Here is a 19,752-nt window from a genome sequence, read left to right as displayed (position 1 = left end):
CCGTCGCTGGGTCGACCGGCACTGTCGGACCCCACCCTAGAGGTGGGTCGCACGGGTTGCCGAGTTCCGGCGGGATCGGTTACCGTGGCCGCAATCCGAAGGCGCTCTCCAGGAAACATCGTCGCAGAGTGGGAGCCCCGCCTCAGCAGAGCAGGCGTGGAGTGGGCGGCACGATAACGCACGCCCACATCCTCTGGAGGATTCCATGTCTGTTGGTCTCGGTCTGCCCATCGCCGACCCCCGCACCCTGCCCGACTGGGCCCGCCGCGCCGACGCCGCCGGGTTCTCGACCCTCGGCCTGCTCGATCGCGTCGTCTTCGACAATCCTGAACCGCTGGTCACCCTGGCCCTGCTCGCGGGGGCGACCACCCGCATCCGCGTGCAGACCGAAGTGCTCATCGCCCCGCTGCGCGATCCCGCCCTGCTCGCCAAACAGGCCGCCACCCTGGACCTGCTGTCCGGCGGGCGCTTCGCCCTCGGCCTCGGCGTCGGTGGCCGCGAGGACGACCACGAGGCCACCGGCACCGACCCGCGCACCCGCGGCCGTCGCCTCGACGAGCAGATCGGCGTGCTGCGCCGGATCTGGTCCGGCGAGCCGCTCAGCCCGACCTGCGGTCCCGTGGGCCCCGCACCCCTCACCCCGGGCGGCCCCGAACTGCTCTTCGGTGGCTTCCAGCCCGCGGCCATCGACCGTGTCGGACGCCACGGTGGCGGCTTTCTCGCCGCGGCCGCGCCGTCCTGGGCGGGTGGCCTGTTCGACCTGGCCCGCCGCTCCTGGACCGATCACGGCCGACCCGGCGCGCCGCGTATCGTCGCCCAGATGAACGCCGTGCTGGGCCCGCGACCCCTCGTCGACCAGGCCCGCACCGCGATCCTGGACTACTACGCGTTCAGTGGCCGCGCCGAGTACATGGCCGAGGGGCTGCTCACCACTCCGGCCGAGATCCGTTCCGGCGTGGCGCAGTTCACCGATCTCGGTGCCGACGAGATCATCCTGTACTGCTACGGCACCGACCCCGATCAGGTCGACCGCTTCGCCGACCTCCTGCTCTGACCCGGGTCACCCGCGCAGGCGCAGTACCGCGAGCACCCGGCGGTGATGAGTGTCCGAGGGTGGCAGGTCGAGCTTGGCGAAGATATTGCCGATGTGCTTCTCCACCGCCCGCTCGGTCACCGAGAGGGCGGTGGCGAGGGCGCTGTTGGTGAGTCCCTGGGCCATCAGTTCCAGGACTTCGCGCTCGCGCGGAGTGAGCCGCGCGAGCGAATCCTGCTGCCGGGAGGCGCCCATGAGCTGACTCACCACCTCGGGGTCCAGGGCGGTCCCGCCGGTGGCGACACGCTGCAGGGCGTCGACGAAATCACGCACATCGGCGACGCGGTCCTTGAGCAGGTAGCCGACGCCACCGGCGCCGGAGGCGAGCAGCTCTGTCGCGTACCGGGTTTCGATCCACTGCGAGAAGACCAGCACGCCGGTGAGCGGATACTTCCGGCGCAGTTCGATCGCGGCCAGCAGGCCCTCGTCGGTGAAGGTCGGGGGCATCCGCACATCCACCACGGCGACATCGGGCGCGTGCGTGCCGACCACCTCGCTCAGGCTCGTCGCGTCACCGACCATGGCCACCACCTCGTGCCCGCGTTCGGTGAGCAACCCGGCCAGGCCGTCGCGCAGGATGGCGCTGTCCTCGGCGATCACCACCCGCAGCGGGTGCTCCGCGGCGGTCATCGCGGGCCCGCCGTGGGCAGCAGCAGGGTGATCACGGTGGGTCCGCCCGCCGGGCTGCGCACGGTCAGCGACCCGTCGACGGACTCGGCGCGGGCGGCGAGCCCGGCCAGACCGCTGCCGTCGGAGGTGCCGGGCGTGGCGACGCCGCCGATGCCGTTGTCGCGCACGGTGACCGCGAGGGTGCGGACGCTGTCGGGCAGCACCGAGACCTCGGCGCGACTCGCGTGTGCGTGCTTGACCACATTGGTGAGCAGTTCGGCGACCGAGAAGTAGGCGATGGCCTCGATGGCCGGGCTGGGGCGTGTCGGCAGCTGCACCCGCAAGGCCACCGGGATCGCGCAGCGGGCGGTGAGGGTTTCCAACGCGGGTCCGAGACCCAGCTCGAGGGCGGGCGGATGGATGCCGCGCACCAGTTCGCGCAGCTCGGTCAATGCCTCCTTGGAGGAGGCGTGCGCGTCGGCGACGAGATCGCGCGCGTCACCACCGGCGGCCATCCGCTCCTCGGCGCGGCCCAGGGCCATCGCGATGGTGACCAGCCGTGCCTGCGTGCCGTCGTGCAGGTCGCGTTCCACCCGGCGCAGGGTCGCGGTCGCGTCGTCGACGGCGGCGCGTCGGCTGGCCCGCAACTCGGCGAGCTGGTGGTCGCGGGCGGTCGCGGCCAGCAGGTGCACGGTCAGCAGTCGGTGCAGCCAGCAGACGCTGCGGATCAGCCACGGCAGCGCGAAGCACGCCAGCACGCCCACGGCGGAGAAGGCCAGCGCGCGCGGCCAGGTGTCGACATAGAACGACCCGAACTGGAACAGACTGTGCCGTTCGACGCCGCTCGCGTCGATCTGCACCGGATTCGTCAGCGCCCACGGAATCACCGAGATCGCCGTGAAGCCCACCATGGCGATCACCGTGAGCACCACATAGCCGACCCCGACGCCCAGCACCGCCTGCGCGAGGAGGAACAGCGTGGCCCGCCAGCTCGCCCGATCGGTGAACGCACTCTGCAGGAAGCCGAAGAACCCCGGCTTGCGCGCGAAGTCCGGCGGTGCCTCGACCGGGGTGCCGAGCAGTTCCCGGCCGAGGATTCGATAGACGCGGCCCCACACCCGGCCACCGAGCAGGATCAGGGCCAGCAGCGGGATACCGATCAGGAAGATCGATGCGTAGAGCCCGCCGCCGAAGCCGAAGAACAGGTAGCACACGGCCGCACAGCCGAGCACGAACGCCAGGATCAGGTAGGCGAACTCCTTCCAGGTCCTGGCCCGGAACGGGGCGCGCAGCACGGCGACGACCGCGCCGGACACGCCACCCCGGTGCTCCGGTGGCGGGGCGGGGATCGCGACGGTCGGTTCCTCGGCGGGGTCCAGGACCAGGGTCGGCTCGGCGGGTTTCTCGCTCATGACATCCATGGTTGTCGGCGCGGGGCGCGGATTCGATCGAGCTGTCCACCGAATCCGTGGTGTGGCCAGCCCCACCCACACCCCCTCAGCCCGGCAGGTCGCGCGGTCGGCGTCGGCCGGACTGGTCGGCGAGCAGGTCCTGGTAGAGGATGCTGAGGTCGACCGAGTCGGCGGTGTCCTTGCGGGCGTGCGCGCCGCGGTCGACCTGCCGGTGCAGGGCCTCCATCGTCTCGTCGAGCTGGGTGGCGACCTCGGCGGCCTGCGCCAGATCGCTGCGCAGGTTGGGCGGCACCTCGCCGCGGTACTTGTAGTAGATCTTGTGCTCGAGGCTGGCCCAGAAGTCCATCGCGATGGTGCGGATCTGGATCTCGACCGGGATCTGCTCGGTGCGGTCGGAGCGGAACACCGGAATGGACACGATCAGGTGCAGGCTCTGATACCCGTTGGGCTTGCGATGGGTGATGTAGTCGCGTTCCTCGAGCACGGTGATGTCCTGCTGACCGGCCAGCATGTCCCGGATGACGCCGATATCGGAGATGAAACTGCACACCACCCGCACCCCGGCGATGTCGAGCACGTTCTCCCGGATGGCGGCCAGGTTCATCGCGTAGTTCTTGCGCCGGATCTTCTCCAGCACGCTCTCGGGCGATTTGAGGCGCGAGCCCACGTGCTCGATCGGGTTGTACTCGTGGGTGTTGTTGAAGTCCTCGCGCAGGATATTGATCTTGGTCGTCACCTCGTCGATGGCGAACTTGTAGCCGAGCATGAAGTCGACGAACTGCGCCCGGAGTTCCCGGAGATCGTCGACGGCGACCTGCTCACCGTGACCGAGCAGATCGTCGTCGGGCGTGTGGTCCAACTGCCAGGGCTTCATCGATTCCCATTGTGCCCGGTCCCCGGCAGTGCCCGCCCCCGGCACCCCTAAAATGATGGGATGTTTGCCGCGGTCCTCTCGTTCACCCTTGCTTCGGTCGTGCTGGTCCTGCTCCCCGGACCGGACACCCTCGTCGTGGTGCGCGGCCTCGTCCGAGGCGGGCGCGCGGCGGGGATCCGCACGGCCGCGGGGGTGCTGTGCGGGCTGGCGGTGTGGGTCGGCGCGGCGGTACTCGGGCTGTCGGCCCTGCTGCGCGCGAGCGAGATCGGCTACGACGTGTTGAAGCTGGTGGGCGCCTGCTATCTGGTGTGGATCGGTGTGCTGTTCGTCAGCTTCCTGCCCGGGTTCGTTCCGGACGGGTATTCCCCCGTGTGGACGACGCTGGGACTGGGCGCGCTCTACATCGCGCTGACCGCGCTGTACTGCGCCGCGCTGGTGGTGGCCGCCGGATCGATCTCCTCGTGGATGCGGACCACCCGCATCCGGCGCCGGATCGATGCGATCACCGGTACCGTGCTGATCGGCTTCGGGGTCCGGTTGGCTACCGAGTCCTGATCAGGTGGAGTGTCCGAGGTCGATGACCGCGGGGGACGGGGTGTCTGCGTAGAGGTCGTCGATCTGGGGGGCGTACTTCTCGGCGATCACGCGGCGCTTGAGTTTGAGGGTGAGGGTCACCTCGTCGCCGCCCGCTTCCCAGAAGTCCGACAGGATGCGGAAGCGTTTGACCTGCTCCACCCGCGACAGCGCGGCATTGCCGTCGCGGACGCCGGATCGGATGGCGGCGCGCACGCCGGGGTCGGCCGCCAGCGCCGCGGCGGAGGCGTCGGCGAGGCCGTGCGCGCGGGCGTAGGGTTCGGCGGATTCGGCGTCCAGGACGATCAGGGCGGTGTTGTAGGGCCTGCCGTCGCCGAGCACGGCCATCGTGCCGATGAGCGGGGTGGCGGCCTTGACGGCGTTCTCGATGGTGGTCGGCGACATGTTCTTGCCCGCCGCGTTGATGATCATCTCCTTCTTACGGTCGACCACCCGCAGGTATCCGGCGTCGTCGACGCTGACGATGTCGCCGGTGCGCAACCAGCCCTCGGCATCGATCGTCTCGGCCGTCTGCTCCGGCCTGCCGCGATACCCCTTCATCACCAGCGGCCCACGCACGAGCAACTCACCGTCGGCGGCCACCCGGGATTCCATGCCGGGCAGCAGTTTCCCGACGGTGCCGAGCACGGCGTCGCGCGGATGGCTGACGCTACAGATGCACGCCAGCTCCGACATCCCCCAGATCTCCGCGATCGGGATGCCGAGCCCGGCGAAGAACCCGAGCGTCCGCGGTGGGATCGGGGCCGCACCCGACAGCGCCCAGCGCACCCGGTCCAGCCCGAGCGCGGCCCGCAGCTTGCCGAGGACGAGTTCGTCGGCCCGGGCCCATTCGGCGGCGAGTTCGGCGGGCACGGGTTCGCCCGCCAGCTGGTGTTCGCTGCGTCGCGCCGCCACCGACAGCGCCCACCGCAGCGCCGCGCGGCGGTTCTCGTCGGGCTCGGCGGCCACCTGGAACTCCATGGCGGCCATGAGTTTCTCCCACACGCGCGGCACGGCGCCCCACACGGTCGGACGCAGGTCCACCAGCGCGGCGGCGATCTGCTTGGCGTCACCGACCGTGGTCACCTGGGTGCCGAGCACCTCCTGCACGTAGAGCGCGGTGAGCCGGTCGGCGATGTGGGCGGTGGGCATGAACGAGGTGATGGTGTCACCGAATTCGATACCGAGTACCTCGGCGATCCCGCGGACCTGGAACAGCAGGGCGGCGTGGGTGGTCTCGACGCCCTTGGGCGCGCCGGTGGTGCCGGAGGTGTAGATGAGGGTGGCCACGTCCTCGGGTCGGACGGCCCGCCAGGCGGCGTCGAAGTCGAAGTCGGTGGGCGCGGCGGCGAGCAGTTCGGCCACCGACAGGGTGCCCTCGGGAGCGTCGTCGACACAGACGATGTGCTCGATCTCCGCGCCGACGGCGGCGACGGCTTTCGCGTATTGCGGTTCGCAGATCACCACGCGCGCACCGGCGTCGGTGAGTACGTGGGCGAGCTGGTCTGGGGACAGGGTGTTGTACACCGAGAAGGAGGTGGCGCCGAGGTGCTGAGCGCCGACCTCCAAGGGATAGAAGTCCACCCGGTTGCTCATCATCAGCGCGACGGTGTCGCCGCGGCGCACACCGAGCCCGGCCAGTCCGGCGGCGACCGCGCGCACCCGCGCGGCGTAGTCGGCCCAGGTCAGCGTGTGGGTGTCGCCGGGCGTGCGCAGGGCGACCGCGGCGGGAGCGATCGACGCGGTGTGCTGGAAGGCGGCGGGCAGGGTGTCGGGGCGGGGAATGCTCACGAGGCAAGCGCTTTCTGATGGAGGTCTGCGAGACGCGGTGTTCGCGGGATCGGTTGGGCGCGCTCGGATCTGCGCCCGCTGGTCATCGGCGGCTCTCGATCGCGCGTACCAGTTCGTGCACCCGCGTGTCCGCGGCGAGTCTGCTGTCGAGGACCACATTGATCGCCCCACGCAGCAGCGCGTAGGGCTCCCAGCCGCGCGGAGCGATCGTGCGGGGCGCGCGGCGGGCGATGCCGTCGGCGAGGGTGCGCGCGGCGTGCGCGGCGCTGATCCGCACATCGAGGGGCCAGGGCAGCAGACTGTCGAGTTCGCGGCCGAGCTCGTCGGCGTCGAGCATGTCGTGGGTCATGGCGGTGTCGACGACGCCGAAGTAGGCCACGCCCGCGCTGGCACCGCTCGCGGCCAGTTCCACGCGCAACGCGCGGCCGAACTGTTCGACGGCGGCCTTGGTGAGCATGTACGGCGAACCGCCCATGCCCGGCGCGAAGGCCGCGCACGAGGACACCACCACGACGTGTCCACGGCGGCGCACGATGTGGTCGAGCGCGGGGTGCACGGTGTTGAACACCCCGGTCAGGTTGATGGCCACCACCCGGTCGAAGTCCGCCGGGTCCATGGTGCGCACGGTCGCCGGGACCGGTGTCACGCCCGCGTTGGCCACCACCACGTCGAGACGGCCGAAGCGGTCGAGCACCGCTGCGACGGCGGCACGCATCTGGGCCCGGTCGGCGACATCGGCGCCGATCCCGAAGGCCGTTGTCCCCAGTTCACGGGCGGTGCGCTCGGCCGCCTCCGCGTCGATGTCGACCAGGACGAGCACGGCACCCCGGTCGGACAGGACATGGGCGAGTTCGCGCCCGATGCCCTGGCCCGCGCCGGTGATCAGCACGACCTTGCCGCGCACGGGGTAGGAATCGCCGAACCAGCGGTCCGGCAGCGGCAGCCCCATCACGCGGACACCTCGTAGTTCGCGGCATCGAATCGCCGTGTGCGGCGGCGATATTCGAAACTCCAGTTCGGATACAGACCGGCGTTGCCGCCCTCGGCCGTGGTGTAGTAGCTCTCGCAGCCGCCGGTGAGCCACACCGTGTCGGCGCTGCGGGTGCGCATCTCGGCGACGAACGCCTCCTGTGCCCGCTCACGCACCTCCACCCGGTGCCGACCGGTGGCACGCAGGGTGCGCAGCGCGTCGACGATGTAGGCGATCTGCGACTCGATCATGTAGATCGCCGACTGGTTCCCGGCAGCACCGAAGGGGCCCAGCGTGCAGAAGAAGTTGGGGAAACCGGCGAGGGCGGCGCCCAGATAGGTCTGGGGGCGTTCGGCGTACAGGTCGGCGATGGATCGACCGTCGCGGCCGGTGATCCGCTCGAACGCGGTGGGCAGCGAGGTGAATCCGGTGCCGTAGATGATGGTGTCGACCGGGATCTCCGCGCCCGCGCGGGTCACGATCGAATGCGGCCGCACCTCGGCGATGCCGTCGGTCACCACCTCGACATTGTCCTGGTCGAGGGCGGGCAGATACGCGTCGGAGAAGATCGCGCGCTTACAGCCGATCATGTAGTCCGGCGTGACGGTGGCCCGCAGACGCGGGTCGGTGATCTGGCGGCGCAACTGGAGCCTGCCGAGCAACTCGTAGGGGTGCCGGAAGCGGGTGTCCACGAATCCGACCAGCCCGAACCCCTCGATGAGGGTGTACCACGTGCCACGAATCGCTTTCTGCGCCAGCGGAAGACGGCGCAGCAGCAGGCGTTCCAGACCCAGGGTGGGTCGGTCCATGCGCGGCACGATCCACGGTGCCGAGCGCTGGAACACCGTCAGCGACTCGACCTTCGGCTGGATCTCCGGCACGAACTGCACCGCCGAGGCGCCCGTACCGATCACCGCGACCCGTTCGCCGGTCAGCTCGTGGCTGTGATCCCAGTGCAGGGAATGGAAGGTCTTGCCCGCGAAGGACTCCAGCCCGGGCAGCGACGGGTACTTGGCCTCGGCGAAGATGCCCGCGGCGGCGAGGAAGTAGTCGGCGGTGAGGGCGCCGCGTGAGGTCTCGATCCGCCAGATCGCGTGCTCGTCGTCCCAGCGCGCGTCCAGCAGTTCGGTGCCCAGACGCAGGTGCCGCACGATGTCGTGGCGTTCGGCGACGGTGCGGAGGTAGTTCAGGATCTCGGGCTGCTTGCCGTAGGTCCGCGACCAGTTCGGGTTGGGGGCGAAGGAGTAGCTGTAGAGCTGCGAGGGCACGTCGCAGGCGCACCCGGGGTAGGTGTTGGCCTGCCAGGTGCCGCCGAGTTCGTCGGCGCGGTCCAGGACGACGATGTCGTCGAAGCCCGCCTCGCGGAGTTTGATGGTCAGCCCGAGGCCGCCGAAACCGGCGCCGAGCACGACGATGTGCCTGTGTTCTGTGGTCATGGGAGACCGGGCCTTTCGCGGTCAGAGGTCCAGCGTGAGCGCGGCGCCGTCGGCGCGGGACACGCAGGTGAGCAGATGATCGGCGCGGTCGCCGGGGGTGAGTAGCCGGTCGCGGTGGTCGACCACGCCGTCGAGGACGCGGGTCCGGCAGGTACCGCAGAAGCCCTGGCGGCAGGAGTAGACGACATCGGGCCGCACCCGCCGGATCGCGTCGAGCGCGGTCTCGGTATCACTCACCCGGACCGTGACGCCGGTGCGGGCCAGGGTGAGGTCGAAGGCGCGGCCGTCGGTCACCGGGCGGGCCGAGAACAGTTCGGTGTGCAGCGAGGCGGTGGGATTGGTGGTGAACAGCGTGCGCTGGGCGAGCGCGAGCACCGGGGGAGGACCGCAGACGTAGACCGCGGCGCCCGGTGCGGCGGTGGCCAGCAGCGCGGGGATGTCGGGTGTGCCGGTCTCGTCGTCGGGCCGGATGTCGGTGTCGGCCGGGACCTCGTCGAGGAACGGCATGCTCTGCCGGGAGCGGCCCAGATACACCAGGCGGCCCCGGGTTCCGGCCGCGCGGGTCATCGGCAGGATCGGGGTGATGCCGATTCCGGCGGCCACGAACAGGTACGACGGCGCGGACCCGACGAAGGGGAAGGCGTTGCGGGGACCTCGCAGTCGCACCGGGTCACCCGCGCGCAGCGTGTGCATCTCCCGCGAGCCGCCCTCGCCGTCGGCGATCCGCCGGACCGCGACGCGATACCGGTACCGGTCGCTCGGATCGCCACACAGCGAATACTGACGTTGCCGACCGGACGGCAGGAACACATCGAGATGGGACCCGGGTCGCCAGGCGGGCAGCGGCCCACCCCCGGCCCGGCGCAGCGTCACGCTCACCACGTCCTCGGCTTCGGCGCGCACCGCCTCGACCCGCGCGTCGATGTCGAAGCCGGTGCGGCGCACCGGATGTGGTGGCGAGAGCGCGGGCCGGGTGAACACCCGTTTGTAGGCGTCGACGGCGACGCCGAGCGCGCGCACGCCACGGGGCGCGGTCACGGTCGCCCCGCTCACCCGCGCGCCGCCGGTGAATGCGCCAGATACCGCAGCGCGTTGTCCATCGAACCCAGCTGGGAGGGATGGAAACCCGGTCGCAGATACCGCGGCATCTCGGTGACGAAGGTGGTGAAGCTCGGAATCACCCCGCGCACCGTCGCGCTCACGAACTGCCGGACCCAGGACCGGCCCTTGTTCGGGCTCGGGTCCTGGCGGTAGAGATAGGCCGTCGAGACGACGAACAGCGGCAGCAGCGTCGCACTGGCCAGCAGGCCGGTGCGCACCCGACGGGCGTAACCCCCGTCGACGTGCATGTACGCGTCGAACACCACACTGCGATGCTCGACTTCCTCCGCGCCGTGCCAGCGCACCAGATCTAGCATCGTCGGATCCATCCCGAGTTCGGCCAGCACCTCCGACTCCAGCAGCCACTCGCCGATGACGGCGGTGAAATGCTCCATCCCCGCGAACAGACCGAGCCGCTCCCTGAGCCACTGCTCCTTCGCGCGTCCGGTCAGGCCCTGATCGCCGAGCACCCGGTCCACCAGCCACGCCACCGCCGACACATAGGACTCCACATCGAGCCCGATCGACTGCAGGTGCCTGCGCGCGCCCTCGTGACTGTTGGCGTGCATGGACTCCTGACCGATGAAACCGGTGACCTCCTCCCGCAACCGCTCGTCGTCGATGTGGGGCAGAGCCTCGGCCAGGCAGGTTGCCATCGCCCGTTCCCCTTCGGGCAGGACCAGGTGCATCACGTTGGTGACGTGCGTGGCCAGCACCTCCCCGGGGATGTAGTGCAGGGGCACCGACGAGAAGTCGAAATGCACATCCCGCGCCTGGATCGCGTGCGCTTCTTCCTGATAGGAGCGCGCCGTTGCACTGTTATCAGCCATGCACCGACCGTACAGTGCAACAAAAAGTATCGCAATGTTGCATCTGGTGGGCCTGCTACGGTCGAGGGGTGCTGTCCACCGCCGCGACCTCGGGTGATTCGCCCACCGCCGACTCCGTCGAAGAACGCATCCTCGATGCCGCACTCGTGCAGTTCGAGCGGGTCGGCGTGCGCAAGACGACGATCGAGGACATCGCCAAGGCCGCCGAGGTGGACCGCGCCACCGTCTATCGGCGCATCGGTTCCCGCGACGACGTCGTGCGCGCCGCCTTCGGCCGCGAGGTGCGCCGACTGCTCGCCGATCTGGAGGAGATCCCGGCCCACCACGACTCCTTCGACGACATCGTCGTGGACGTGTTCACCACCGTCGTCACCCGCTGGCGCGCCCACCCACTGGTCGAGCGCCTGCTCACCCTGGAAGCCGACCGCATCCTGCCCCAGCTGACGGTCGACGGCGCCACCTTCTTCCTGCTGTCCGTCTCGGCCTCCACCGAAATCCTCGCGAAAGCCCTGGAAGACAACAGATTCCCCGCCGTCCCCGACCTCACCGCCCGCGTCGAGGTCGCCTGCCGCGTGGTCCACTCCCTGATCCTGCAACCGGTCGGCACCCTCGACACCGCCTCCCCCGAAGCCCTCGCCACCTTCGCCCGCACCCACATCGTCCCGATCCTCACCCACTGACCCGCTGTCACAGTCGGGCCACGACACAACCGCCCGCCCAGTTTGTCCTTGGTGGCCGATCGGCGCCTCGGTAGATTCGGCAATCGGCGGCGAACGGGTGGCATGCGCGACGGTCGCGCTGGCCGTCACGGCGGAAGGTGGACCGGATGGGCACCGAGCGTTACCGAGCCGGGGCCGCGACGGCGCTGGCACTGGCCGCACTGTCGGCGGGAACTCTGACCGGGGCCGGGACGGCGGCCGCGCAGACCGGCGGCATCCGGCTCGTCGGCGAAGCGCACAACGACTGCACCGTGACGATCACCCTCACCAATCACACCAATTCCACGTTCTACCAGCCCGATTGGTGGTTCGCTGAGGAGAACGACCCGGCCATGGTCGATGCCCTGACTCTGCCGGAAACCATGCCGTTCCCTTGGCGGGCGGTCTCGGGGATCCCGTGGCCGATGGCGCGGTGGGTGGGTGATCCGGTCCTGCACTCCGGGGTCGCCGAGGGCATTCCGACGTTCCCTGGTGCGCGATACAACACCAATGCGCAGCCCGAGGGCTTCGTGACGGCGGGATCGATCGATCTGCGGGCAGCCGAGAACGCGCCCGAGGCCGCGGCGGACGGCACCTTGACCATCTACTTCCGGGTGAAGAGCGGGCCGGTCACCGGGGACCAGTTGCGGACCCCGCAGGAACTGGTCGTGACCGGCTGCGCCGGGAAGGGTGGCGGATCGAGTGACTGGGGGTCCGGTGACTGGGGCTCGGTCGGGTTCGGCTCGGTGATCCCCGGCGCCCGAGATCGCTGACCTGGGGTTTGCCCACCGTTGTGCAAGCGTGGGAGGGTGGGAGGGGAAAGGAAACCTGTGACTGCGACGACACCTCCCCTCCCCGCGCCTCTCGGGCCGCGCGCACTGGCCAATCGGCGGCGCATCGTCGCCGTGGCCGGGGACGAGTTGCGGCGCAATCCCTCGGCGAGCATGGAGGACATCGCCGCGGCCGCCGGAATGGTGCGCCGGACGCTGTACGGGCACTTCCCGACCAGGGAGGCGCTGATCGACGGCATGCTCGATGAGGCATTCGAGCAGGTCGGTCGGGCGCTGGACGGCATCGACAGCGCGCAGCCGCCGGTCGCGGTGGTGGCCGATCTGGTCATCACGCTGTGGGCGGTCGGCGACGAGTTCCGCCTGCTGCTGCGCTTGGACGAGACCGAGTCGCGCGTGCGGTCGGCCGACCGGCTGGCCCCGGTGCGCGCGCTCGCGGTCACCGTCATCGAGGACGGCCAGGCCGATGGGATCTTCGCCGATCATCTGCCGCCCGCCGCGATCGCGCGCATGTTCACCGCGGTGGTGCTCGAGTTGCTCAAGCAGCGTGAGGACGGGCAGTGGGACAGCGCGGACCCGGCCCGGGTGGCGGCCACCGCCTGCCTGATCGCCGCGGGCGTCGACCGGGCCGCCGCGGCCGGGGTCGCGCTCGCTGCGGCGCAGCGCCTGTCCCGCTAACACCCTCGGGCACACCCGATGTGAGTCCATTCACGCCACCCCGACATTCTCTTGCACATCAGTGTGCAACGGGCGTACTTTCACAACAGGGTGCAATTGCACGCAGGTGTGAAAAAGCGAAGGAGTGCGAGATGACCAGCCAGGTGGCAGATGTCCGGATGACCTACGCGACCCGTCCCGCGGCCGATCGGGGACCCGTCGAGGTGCCCGCCACGGCGCTGCGCGGCATCGGCGCCGTGCGTGTCCTGTTCGGCCTCGTCGCGCTCGGCGCGCTGATCGCCGGATTCGACGCGGGCACCGGCATGGCCGCGCCCGTCCTCGCGATCGTCGGCGCGGTCTCGATCGCGCTGGGTCTGGCCACGGTCGCGACGACCCCGCGGCTGCTGCGCGACGACCGCGCCGTTCTGTCCTCGGTCGCCGCCGACGCGGTGCTGGTGGTGCTGGGTGTGGCCGCGCTGATGATCGGCTGGGACCAGTTCACGGTCGCGGGCGCGGCGGTCGTCCTCGGCGGCGCCGTCATCGCGGCGCTGTCGGCCGTGTCGGTGGCCGTGGTCACCGCGCTGCACGAGGGCCGCGCGGCCTGAGCCACGACGGAGACGGCGCCACCGGAATTCCGGTGGCGCCGTTCGTCTTTCCGGTCAGAGGAAGCGGGCGATGAGGTCCTTCATGACCTCGTTGGCGCCCGCGTAGATGCGCGAGATGCGCCCGTCGGCCCACATCCGGGCGATCGGATACTCCTCCATGTAGCCGTAACCGCCGTGCAGCTGGACGCACCGGTCGATCACCTGGGTCTGCTGCTCGGTGGTCCAGTACTTGACCATGGCGGCGGTCTTCACATCCAGCACGCCACGCAGGTGTTTGTCGACGGCGGCGTCGACGAAGGTGCGGACCACCTCGGCGATCGTCGCGCACTCGGCCAGCTCGAAACGGGTGTTCTGCAGGGCGAACAGCGGTTTACCGAAGGCGTTGCGCTGCTTGACGTAGCTCAGTGTCTCGGCGACCGCGGTCTCGATGGCGGCCGCCGCCGCGACACCGCAGATCAGCCGCTCCTGCGGGAGCTGCTGCATGAGCTGGACGAACCCCTGGCCCTCGGCGGTGCCGAGCAGATTGGCGCGCGGCACCCGCAGCCCGTCGAAGAACAGCTCGGTGGTGTCCTGGCCCTTCTGGCCGATCTTCTTGAGCAGCCTGCCGCGCTCGAAACCCGGGGTGTCGTCGGAGACCTCGGCGACCACCAGCGAGACGCCCTTGGCGCCCTGCGACGGGTCCGTTTTGACCGCGATGATGAGCAGATCGCAGTTGCGGCCGTTGGAGATGAACGTCTTGGCGCCGGTGATCAGGTAGTCGTCGCCGTCCTCGATCGCCTTGGTGGCGATGTTCTGCAAATCGGACCCGGTGCCCGGCTCGGTCATGGCGATGGCGCCGATCCACTCGCCCGAGGCGAGTTTCGGCAGCCAGCGCTTCTTGTTCTCCTTCGAGGCGTAGGCCAGCAGGTAGTGCGGCACGATGCCGGTGTGCACGCCGAGCTGCATCGAGGAGTCGCCGCCGCGCACCTGCTCGGTGAACAGCACCGCCTCGTGCGCGAAGGTGCCGCCCCCGCCGCCGTATTCCTCGGGCACCGACATGCACAGCAGGCCCAGCTCACCGGCCCGGCGATAGACCTCGCGGCTGGGGTAGCCGCGCGCGGCGAACTCCTCGCGGTGCGGCGCGACGGTCTCGGTGAAGAAGGTGCGGGCCAGCTGGGCCAGATCCTGCAGCTCCGAGTCGGCGGCGGTGCCGGGCTCGGTGTCGACGGTGCTCATCGAGTTCTCCTCAATTGTGGATGTGCGTGGCACCAGAATGGCGAGGCTGTTGGCGAGATGTCAATAGGTGCGTGCGGGCCATTGACAAGGGGGCGTCGGTAGGTCATCGTATCCATTGATTGGACATCCAACTATCGGATCACCTCCGACTCTGTGCGCCTCGCGCACACCCGACGAACAGGACTTTGATGGTTCGCGAACTGACGCATTTTCTCGGCGGAACCCACGTCCAGGGCACCTCCGGCGCCTTCGGTGACGTGTTCGACCCGAATCTCGGGCAGGTGCAGGCGCGGGTGCCGTTGGCGAACGCGGCCGAGGTCGAGGCCGCGATCGCCGACGCGGCCGCGGCCCAGCCGATCTGGGCGGCGTTCAACCCGCAGAAGCGCGCCAGGGTGCTGATGAAGTTCCTGACCCTGGTCAACGACGAGATCGACAGCCTGGCCGCGCTGCTGTCCTCCGAGCACGGCAAGACCCTGGCCGACGCGAAGGGTGACATCCAGCGCGGCCTCGAGGTCATCGAGTTCGCCGTGGGCATCCCGCATCTGCTCAAGGGCGAGTACACCGAGAGCGCGGGTACCGGCATCGACGTGTACTCGATGCGGCAGCCGCTCGGTGTCGTCGCGGGCATCACCCCGTTCAACTTCCCGGCCATGATCCCGCTGTGGAAGGCGGGCCCGGCGCTGGCCTGCGGTAACGCGTTCGTGCTCAAGCCGTCCGAGCGCGATCCCTCGGTGCCGCTGCGGCTGGCCGAGCTGTTCGTCGAGGCGGGGCTGCCGCCGGGGGTGTTCAACGTGGTCAACGGCGGCAAGGAGGCCGTGGACACGATCCTGCGCGACCCGAGGATCAAGGCGGTCGGCTTCGTCGGCTCGACCCCGATCGCGCAGTACATCTACGAGACCGCGACCGCCAACGGCAAGCGCGCCCAGTGTTTCGGTGGCGCCAAGAACCACGCGATCGTGATGCCCGACGCCGATCTCGACGATGTCGCCGAGCAGCTCGTCGGCGCGGCCTACGGCTCGGCCGGTGAGCGCTGCATGGCGCTGTCGGTGGCCGTGCCGGTGGGGGAGGAGACCGCCGATCGGCTGGTCGAGAAGCTGACCGAGAAGGTCCGCAAGCTCAATGTGGGCCGCTCCGACGACTCCGGCGCCGATTTCGGCCCGCTGGTCGGCGCCGACGGCGTGGACCGGGTGAACGGCTATGTGCAGATCGGGATCGACGAGGGCGCCGAACTGGTGGTCGACGGTCGCGGGCTGACCGTGGACGGCGCCGAGAACGGCTTCTTCGTCGGCGCGAGCCTGTTCGACAAGGTCACCGCCGACATGCGGATCTACCAGGAGGAGATCTTCGGACCCGTCCTGACGGTGGTGCGCGCGGGTGACTACGAGCAGGCGCTGCGCCTGGTCGACGAGCACCAGTACGGCAACGGCGTGGCGATCTTCACCCGGGACGGCGACACCGCCCGTGACTTCGCCTCGCGGGTGCAGGTGGGCATGGTCGGGGTGAACGTGCCGATCCCGGTGCCGATCGCCTACTTCACCTTCGGCGGCTGGAAGGGCTCGGGTTTCGGCGACCTCAATCAGCACGGCCCGGACTCGATCCGCTTCTACACCAAGACCAAGACCGTGACCCAGCGTTGGCCCGCCGGACTCAAGGAATCCAACGCCTTCGTCATCCCGACGATGGACTGAGGCGGCCATGTTCACTCTCGATGCCGACGAACGCGCGATCGGGGACACCGCTCGCCAGTTCGCCGACGAGTTCCTCGCGCCCAACGCGCTGGAATGGGATGAACGCAAGCACTTTCCGGTCGACGTCCTGCGCAAGGCGGGCCCGGTCGGCTTCGGCGGGATCTACGTCCGCGAGGAGGTGGGGGGCTCCGCGCTGCGCCGCCTGGACGCGGTCCGGATCTTCGAGCAGCTCTCGACCGGATGCCCGGCCGTGGCGGCCTACATCTCCATCCACAACATGGCGGCGTGGATGATCGACGCCTACGGCACCGAACAGCAGCGGCACCGCTGGCTGCCGGGGATGTCGTCGATGGAACTGTTGGGCAGCTACGCGCTCACCGAACCCGGTGTCGGCTCCGACGCGGCGGCGCTGAGCACCAAGGCCGTGCGCGACGGCGACGACTACGTGCTCACCGGCGCCAAACAGTTCATCTCCGGCGCGGGCGCCAACGATGTGTACGTGATGATGGTCCGCACCGGCCAGGACGGGCCGCGCGGCATCTCGGCGCTGATCGTGCCCGCCGACACCCCCGGCCTGACGGTCGGTCCCAACGAGCGCAAGATGGGCTGGAACGCCCAGCCCACCCGACAGGTCGTGCTCGACGGCGCCCGCGTGCCGGTCGCGAACCTGCTCGGCGCGGAGGGCGCTGGCTTCTCCATCGCCATGAACGGGCTCAACGGCGGCAGACTCAATATCGCGGCGTGCTCGATCGGCGGGGCCCAGGCCGCGCTGGACAAGACCGTCGGCTATCTCGCGCAACGGCACGCCTTCGGCAAGCCGCTGGCCCGCAACGAGGCCCTGCAGTTCGAGCTGGCCGACATGCGCACCGAACTGGAGGCGGCGCGTACGCTGCTGTGGCGCGCCGCCGCGGCCCTGGACGCGGACGCCGCCGACAAGGTGGAACTGTGCGCGATGGCCAAGCGCTTCGCCACCGATGTCGGCTTCGAGGTGGCGAACAAAGCCTTGCAACTGCACGGTGGCTACGGCTACCTGCACGAATACGGCCTGGAGAAGATCGTGCGTGACCTGCGGGTCCACCAGATCCTCGAGGGCACCAACGAAATCATGCGAGTGGTCGTGGCCCGCTCGCTGACAGGAGCGGCATGACCGACGAACCCGAAGTGCTGATCACCGTCTCCGACGGGCTCGGCCGCATCACCCTCAACCGGCCCAGGGCCATCAACGCCCTGAACCATCCGATGGCACTGGCGATCCTGGACGCGCTGCGTTCGTGGGCCGACGACGACGCGGTGCGGGCCGTGGTGGTCACCGGCGCCGGGGAGCGTGGGCTGTGCGCGGGCGGCGATATCGTCGCCATCCACGCCGACGCGAAGACCGGCACCGCGGGCGCGAGCTCGCCGACGGGGAAGTTCTGGCGCGACGAATACATCCTCAACGCGCTGATCGGCGGCTTCCCGAAGCCGTACGTGGTGATCATGGACGGCCTGGTGATGGGTGGCGGGGTCGGCCTGTCGGCGCACGGCAGTCACCGCATCGTCACCGAGCGCTCCCGCATCGGCATGCCCGAGGTCGGGATCGGGTTCGTCCCCGATGTCGGCGGCACCTACCTGCTGGCGCGCACACCCGGCGAGATCGGCACGCACGTCGCGCTGACCACGGCCCGGATGACCGCCGGTGACGCCATCGCCGCCGGTTTCGCCGACCACTTCGTGCCCGCCGAGGCGGTGCCCGAGCTGCTGGACACCCTGCGCACCGAGACCGTCGAGGCCGCGATCGCGAAGTTCGCGCAGGAGGCCCCGGCCTCGCCGCTGGAGGCACAGCGCGGCTGGATCGACACCTGCTACCGCGCGGACACGGTCGAGGAGATCGTTGCCGCGCTCCAAGCGGAGGGCTCGCCCGAAGCGGCCGCGGCGGCCACCGACATCCTCGCCAAATCGCCGGTGGCGCTGAAGGTCACGCTGCGGGCCCTGCGCGCCGCCCGCGCACTCGGCAGCCTCGAGGACACGCTGCGCCAGGAGTACCGCGTCTCGATCGCCTCGCTGGGCTCCCACGACCTGGTCGAAGGCATCCGCGCGCAGGTGATCGACAAGGACCGGACACCGAAGTGGCGGCCCGCTACCCTCGCCGAGGTCTCCGACCAGCGGGTGGCGGCCTACTTCGCCGCGCTCGGACCGGCCGAACTGGACGTGACCACCCCGGAGGTGCGGGCATGACGAAGAAGACGATCGGTTTCCTCGGCCTGGGCCACATGGGCGCGCCGATGGCGGCCAATCTGGTCGCGGCGGGCCACGATGTGCTCGCCTTCGACCCGGTGCCCGCCGCCCGGGACCAGGCGCGGGCCGACGGCGCCACCGTGGTCACCACCGCCGCCGAGGCCGCGCGCGACCGCGATGTGGTGATCACCATGCTGCCCAATGGCAAGCTGGTGCTCGACGTCTACACCGAACTGCTCCCGGCCGCCCGGCCCGGCACGCTGTTCATCGACTGCTCGACGATCGATGTCGCGGATGCGAAAGCCGCTGCGGAACAGGCGGTCTCGGCCGGTCACCGGCCACTGGACGCTCCCGTCTCCGGCGGTGTCGCCGGGGCGACCGCGGGTACCCTCACCTTCATGGTGGGTGGCGCGCCCGCCGATTTCGCCGACGGGCTCGAGGTGCTCGAGGTGATGGGCGGCAAGGTGGTGCACTGCGGTGACGCCGGGGTCGGCCAGGCCGCCAAGATCTGCAACAACATGCTGCTCGGCATCTCCATGATCGGGCTGTCCGAGGCGCTGGTGCTGGGGGAGAAGCTGGGCTTGAGTCACCAGTCGTTCTTCGACGTGGTCTCGACCGCGTCGGGCCAGAGCTGGGCGCTCACCAGCTACTGCCCGGTGCCCGGACCCGTGCCCGCCAGCCCGGCCAACAACGACTACCAGCCCGGTTTCGCCACCGCGCTGATGTCGAAGGATCTCACGTTGGCCGCGAACGCGCTGCGCGCCAACGGGATCGACGGGCAGCTCGGTGAGCTGGCCGCCGCCATCTACGACCGGTTCGCCCAGACCGCCGCCGGACGGGACTTCTCGGCCATCGTCACCGAGATCCGGGAGCGCTCCGGGCAGTAGGGTCCGCTCAGGCGCCCATGAGTCCGATATTGCTGTCGAGCAGCGCGGCCTGTTCGGCCAGGGCGCGGTCGTCGGGCGGATCGCCGACCTGACCGAGCAGATCGGCGCGGGTGACCACCACCAGGCCGCCGTCACCGACATCGGGACCGGTCCTGACCTCGACATGGCCTTCGGTCAGGACCAGGCGCGCGTCGGCGGAGGTCGTGTTGAGCAGGCGATGCAGGAGGGCGCTGGTGATGGTCTGCCCTGCGGGATTCTCGGTCATGATCGGGTCACTTTCGTCGTGGCGATCGTTCGAGCCGGGGGTCGCC

General features: G+C 70.0%; 20 protein-coding genes. 10 read left to right on the top strand and 10 right to left on the bottom strand.

What is annotated here, in order from left to right:
• The first annotated feature begins 205 nt into the window (after positions 1 to 205).
• Positions 206 to 1,054, top strand: a complete 849-nt coding sequence (locus QC180_RS10405; RefSeq protein WP_278262439.1) for an LLM class flavin-dependent oxidoreductase — start codon at positions 206 to 208, stop codon at positions 1,052 to 1,054.
• 6 nt (positions 1,055 to 1,060) lie between these two features.
• On the opposite strand, the gene QC180_RS10400 is transcribed toward QC180_RS10405, so the two are convergent.
• The 3 genes from QC180_RS10400 to QC180_RS10390 all read right to left on the bottom strand — a co-directional run bounded on the left by QC180_RS10400 (position 1,061) and on the right by QC180_RS10390 (position 3,988).
• Entirely contained in the window at positions 1,061 to 1,723 is a 663-nt protein-coding gene (locus tag QC180_RS10400) for a LuxR C-terminal-related transcriptional regulator (RefSeq protein ID WP_278262438.1), read from the bottom strand.
• Positions 1,720 to 3,114 carry a sensor histidine kinase gene (locus QC180_RS10395; RefSeq protein ID WP_278262437.1) on the bottom strand — a complete coding sequence of 465 codons (1,395 nt, stop codon included), beginning with the start codon at positions 3,112 to 3,114 and terminating at the stop codon, positions 1,720 to 1,722. Before QC180_RS10395 ends, QC180_RS10400 begins: the two co-directional genes overlap by 4 nt.
• Before the next feature lie 85 nt (positions 3,115 to 3,199).
• The gene (locus QC180_RS10390; RefSeq protein ID WP_278262436.1) at positions 3,200 to 3,988 is read right to left on the bottom strand and encodes a GTP pyrophosphokinase; all 789 of its coding nucleotides are present in this window, start codon (positions 3,986 to 3,988) and stop codon (positions 3,200 to 3,202) included.
• Positions 3,989 to 4,048: 60 nt separating this feature from the next.
• Between QC180_RS10390 and QC180_RS10385 the strand changes: the two genes are divergently transcribed.
• A complete protein-coding gene (locus QC180_RS10385; RefSeq protein ID WP_278262435.1) occupies positions 4,049 to 4,543 on the top strand; it encodes a LysE family translocator in 495 nt (164 codons plus the stop codon).
• Here QC180_RS10385 and fadD11 read toward each other — a convergent pair whose 3' ends face one another.
• From fadD11 to QC180_RS10360, 5 genes are all read right to left on the bottom strand, one after another.
• On the bottom strand, positions 4,544 to 6,352 hold the full coding sequence (fadD11, locus tag QC180_RS10380; protein WP_278262434.1) for a fatty acid--CoA ligase FadD11: 1,809 nt from the start codon (positions 6,350 to 6,352) through the stop codon (positions 4,544 to 4,546).
• Positions 6,353 to 6,434: 82 nt separating this feature from the next.
• Positions 6,435 to 7,301 carry a short-chain dehydrogenase/reductase gene (locus QC180_RS10375; protein WP_278262433.1) on the bottom strand — a complete coding sequence of 289 codons (867 nt, stop codon included), beginning with the start codon at positions 7,299 to 7,301 and terminating at the stop codon, positions 6,435 to 6,437.
• On the bottom strand, positions 7,301 to 8,758 hold the full coding sequence (locus QC180_RS10370) for a flavin-containing monooxygenase (protein WP_278262432.1): 1,458 nt from the start codon (positions 8,756 to 8,758) through the stop codon (positions 7,301 to 7,303). The genes QC180_RS10375 and QC180_RS10370 overlap by 1 nt, the downstream gene beginning before the upstream one ends.
• Positions 8,759 to 8,779: 21 nt before the next feature.
• Positions 8,780 to 9,796 (bottom strand): PDR/VanB family oxidoreductase, encoded by a 1,017-nt coding sequence (locus QC180_RS10365; RefSeq protein WP_474646414.1) that lies wholly within the window; start codon positions 9,794 to 9,796, stop codon positions 8,780 to 8,782.
• Positions 9,797 to 9,807: 11 nt separating this feature from the next.
• Positions 9,808 to 10,689, bottom strand: a complete 882-nt coding sequence (locus QC180_RS10360; RefSeq protein ID WP_278262431.1) for a metal-dependent hydrolase — start codon at positions 10,687 to 10,689, stop codon at positions 9,808 to 9,810.
• A gap of 68 nt (positions 10,690 to 10,757) precedes the next feature.
• On the opposite strand from QC180_RS10360, the gene QC180_RS10355 reads away from it, so the two are divergent.
• The 4 genes from QC180_RS10355 to QC180_RS10340 all read left to right on the top strand — a co-directional run bounded on the left by QC180_RS10355 (position 10,758) and on the right by QC180_RS10340 (position 13,437).
• Positions 10,758 to 11,369, top strand: a complete 612-nt coding sequence (locus QC180_RS10355; RefSeq protein WP_278262430.1) for a TetR/AcrR family transcriptional regulator — start codon at positions 10,758 to 10,760, stop codon at positions 11,367 to 11,369.
• A 146-nt stretch (positions 11,370 to 11,515) separates the two neighbouring features.
• Entirely contained in the window at positions 11,516 to 12,160 is a 645-nt protein-coding gene (locus QC180_RS10350; protein ID WP_278262429.1) for a hypothetical protein, read from the top strand.
• Positions 12,161 to 12,217: 57 nt separating this feature from the next.
• Positions 12,218 to 12,853 (top strand): TetR/AcrR family transcriptional regulator, encoded by a 636-nt coding sequence (locus tag QC180_RS10345; RefSeq protein ID WP_278262428.1) that lies wholly within the window; start codon positions 12,218 to 12,220, stop codon positions 12,851 to 12,853.
• Positions 12,854 to 12,984: 131 nt separating this feature from the next.
• Positions 12,985 to 13,437, top strand: coding sequence for a hypothetical protein (locus QC180_RS10340; protein ID WP_278262427.1), 453 nt, complete (start codon positions 12,985 to 12,987; stop codon positions 13,435 to 13,437).
• Between the two features lie 54 nt (positions 13,438 to 13,491).
• Here QC180_RS10340 and QC180_RS10335 read toward each other — a convergent pair whose 3' ends face one another.
• Positions 13,492 to 14,652 (bottom strand): acyl-CoA dehydrogenase family protein, encoded by a 1,161-nt coding sequence (locus QC180_RS10335; protein WP_278262426.1) that lies wholly within the window; start codon positions 14,650 to 14,652, stop codon positions 13,492 to 13,494.
• A 188-nt stretch (positions 14,653 to 14,840) separates the two neighbouring features.
• On the opposite strand from QC180_RS10335, the gene QC180_RS10330 reads away from it, so the two are divergent.
• The 4 genes from QC180_RS10330 to mmsB are packed head-to-tail and all read left to right on the top strand — an operon-like array spanning position 14,841 to position 19,441.
• Complete coding sequence (locus QC180_RS10330) at positions 14,841 to 16,340, top strand: CoA-acylating methylmalonate-semialdehyde dehydrogenase (protein ID WP_278262425.1); 1,500 nt, start codon at positions 14,841 to 14,843, stop codon at positions 16,338 to 16,340.
• A 7-nt stretch (positions 16,341 to 16,347) separates the two neighbouring features.
• A complete protein-coding gene (locus QC180_RS10325) occupies positions 16,348 to 17,487 on the top strand; it encodes an acyl-CoA dehydrogenase family protein (RefSeq protein WP_278262424.1) in 1,140 nt (379 codons plus the stop codon).
• On the top strand, positions 17,484 to 18,554 hold the full coding sequence (locus QC180_RS10320; protein ID WP_278262423.1) for an enoyl-CoA hydratase/isomerase family protein: 1,071 nt from the start codon (positions 17,484 to 17,486) through the stop codon (positions 18,552 to 18,554). Before QC180_RS10325 ends, QC180_RS10320 begins: the two co-directional genes overlap by 4 nt.
• The gene (mmsB, locus tag QC180_RS10315; protein WP_278262422.1) at positions 18,551 to 19,441 is read left to right on the top strand and encodes a 3-hydroxyisobutyrate dehydrogenase; all 891 of its coding nucleotides are present in this window, start codon (positions 18,551 to 18,553) and stop codon (positions 19,439 to 19,441) included. The genes QC180_RS10320 and mmsB overlap by 4 nt, the downstream gene beginning before the upstream one ends.
• 7 nt (positions 19,442 to 19,448) lie before the next feature.
• On the opposite strand, the gene QC180_RS10310 is transcribed toward mmsB, so the two are convergent.
• A complete protein-coding gene (locus QC180_RS10310; RefSeq protein WP_278262421.1) occupies positions 19,449 to 19,706 on the bottom strand; it encodes a hypothetical protein in 258 nt (85 codons plus the stop codon).
• Positions 19,707 to 19,752 lie beyond the last annotated feature (46 nt).

Origin of the sequence: Nocardia anocheti (assembly GCF_029675105.1) — a bacterium.
In the GTDB taxonomy this organism is placed as follows: domain Bacteria; phylum Actinomycetota; class Actinomycetes; order Mycobacteriales; family Mycobacteriaceae; genus Nocardia.
Note: the sequence above shows the minus strand (reverse complement) of the source record. Positions and strands in the feature narration are given on the sequence as shown.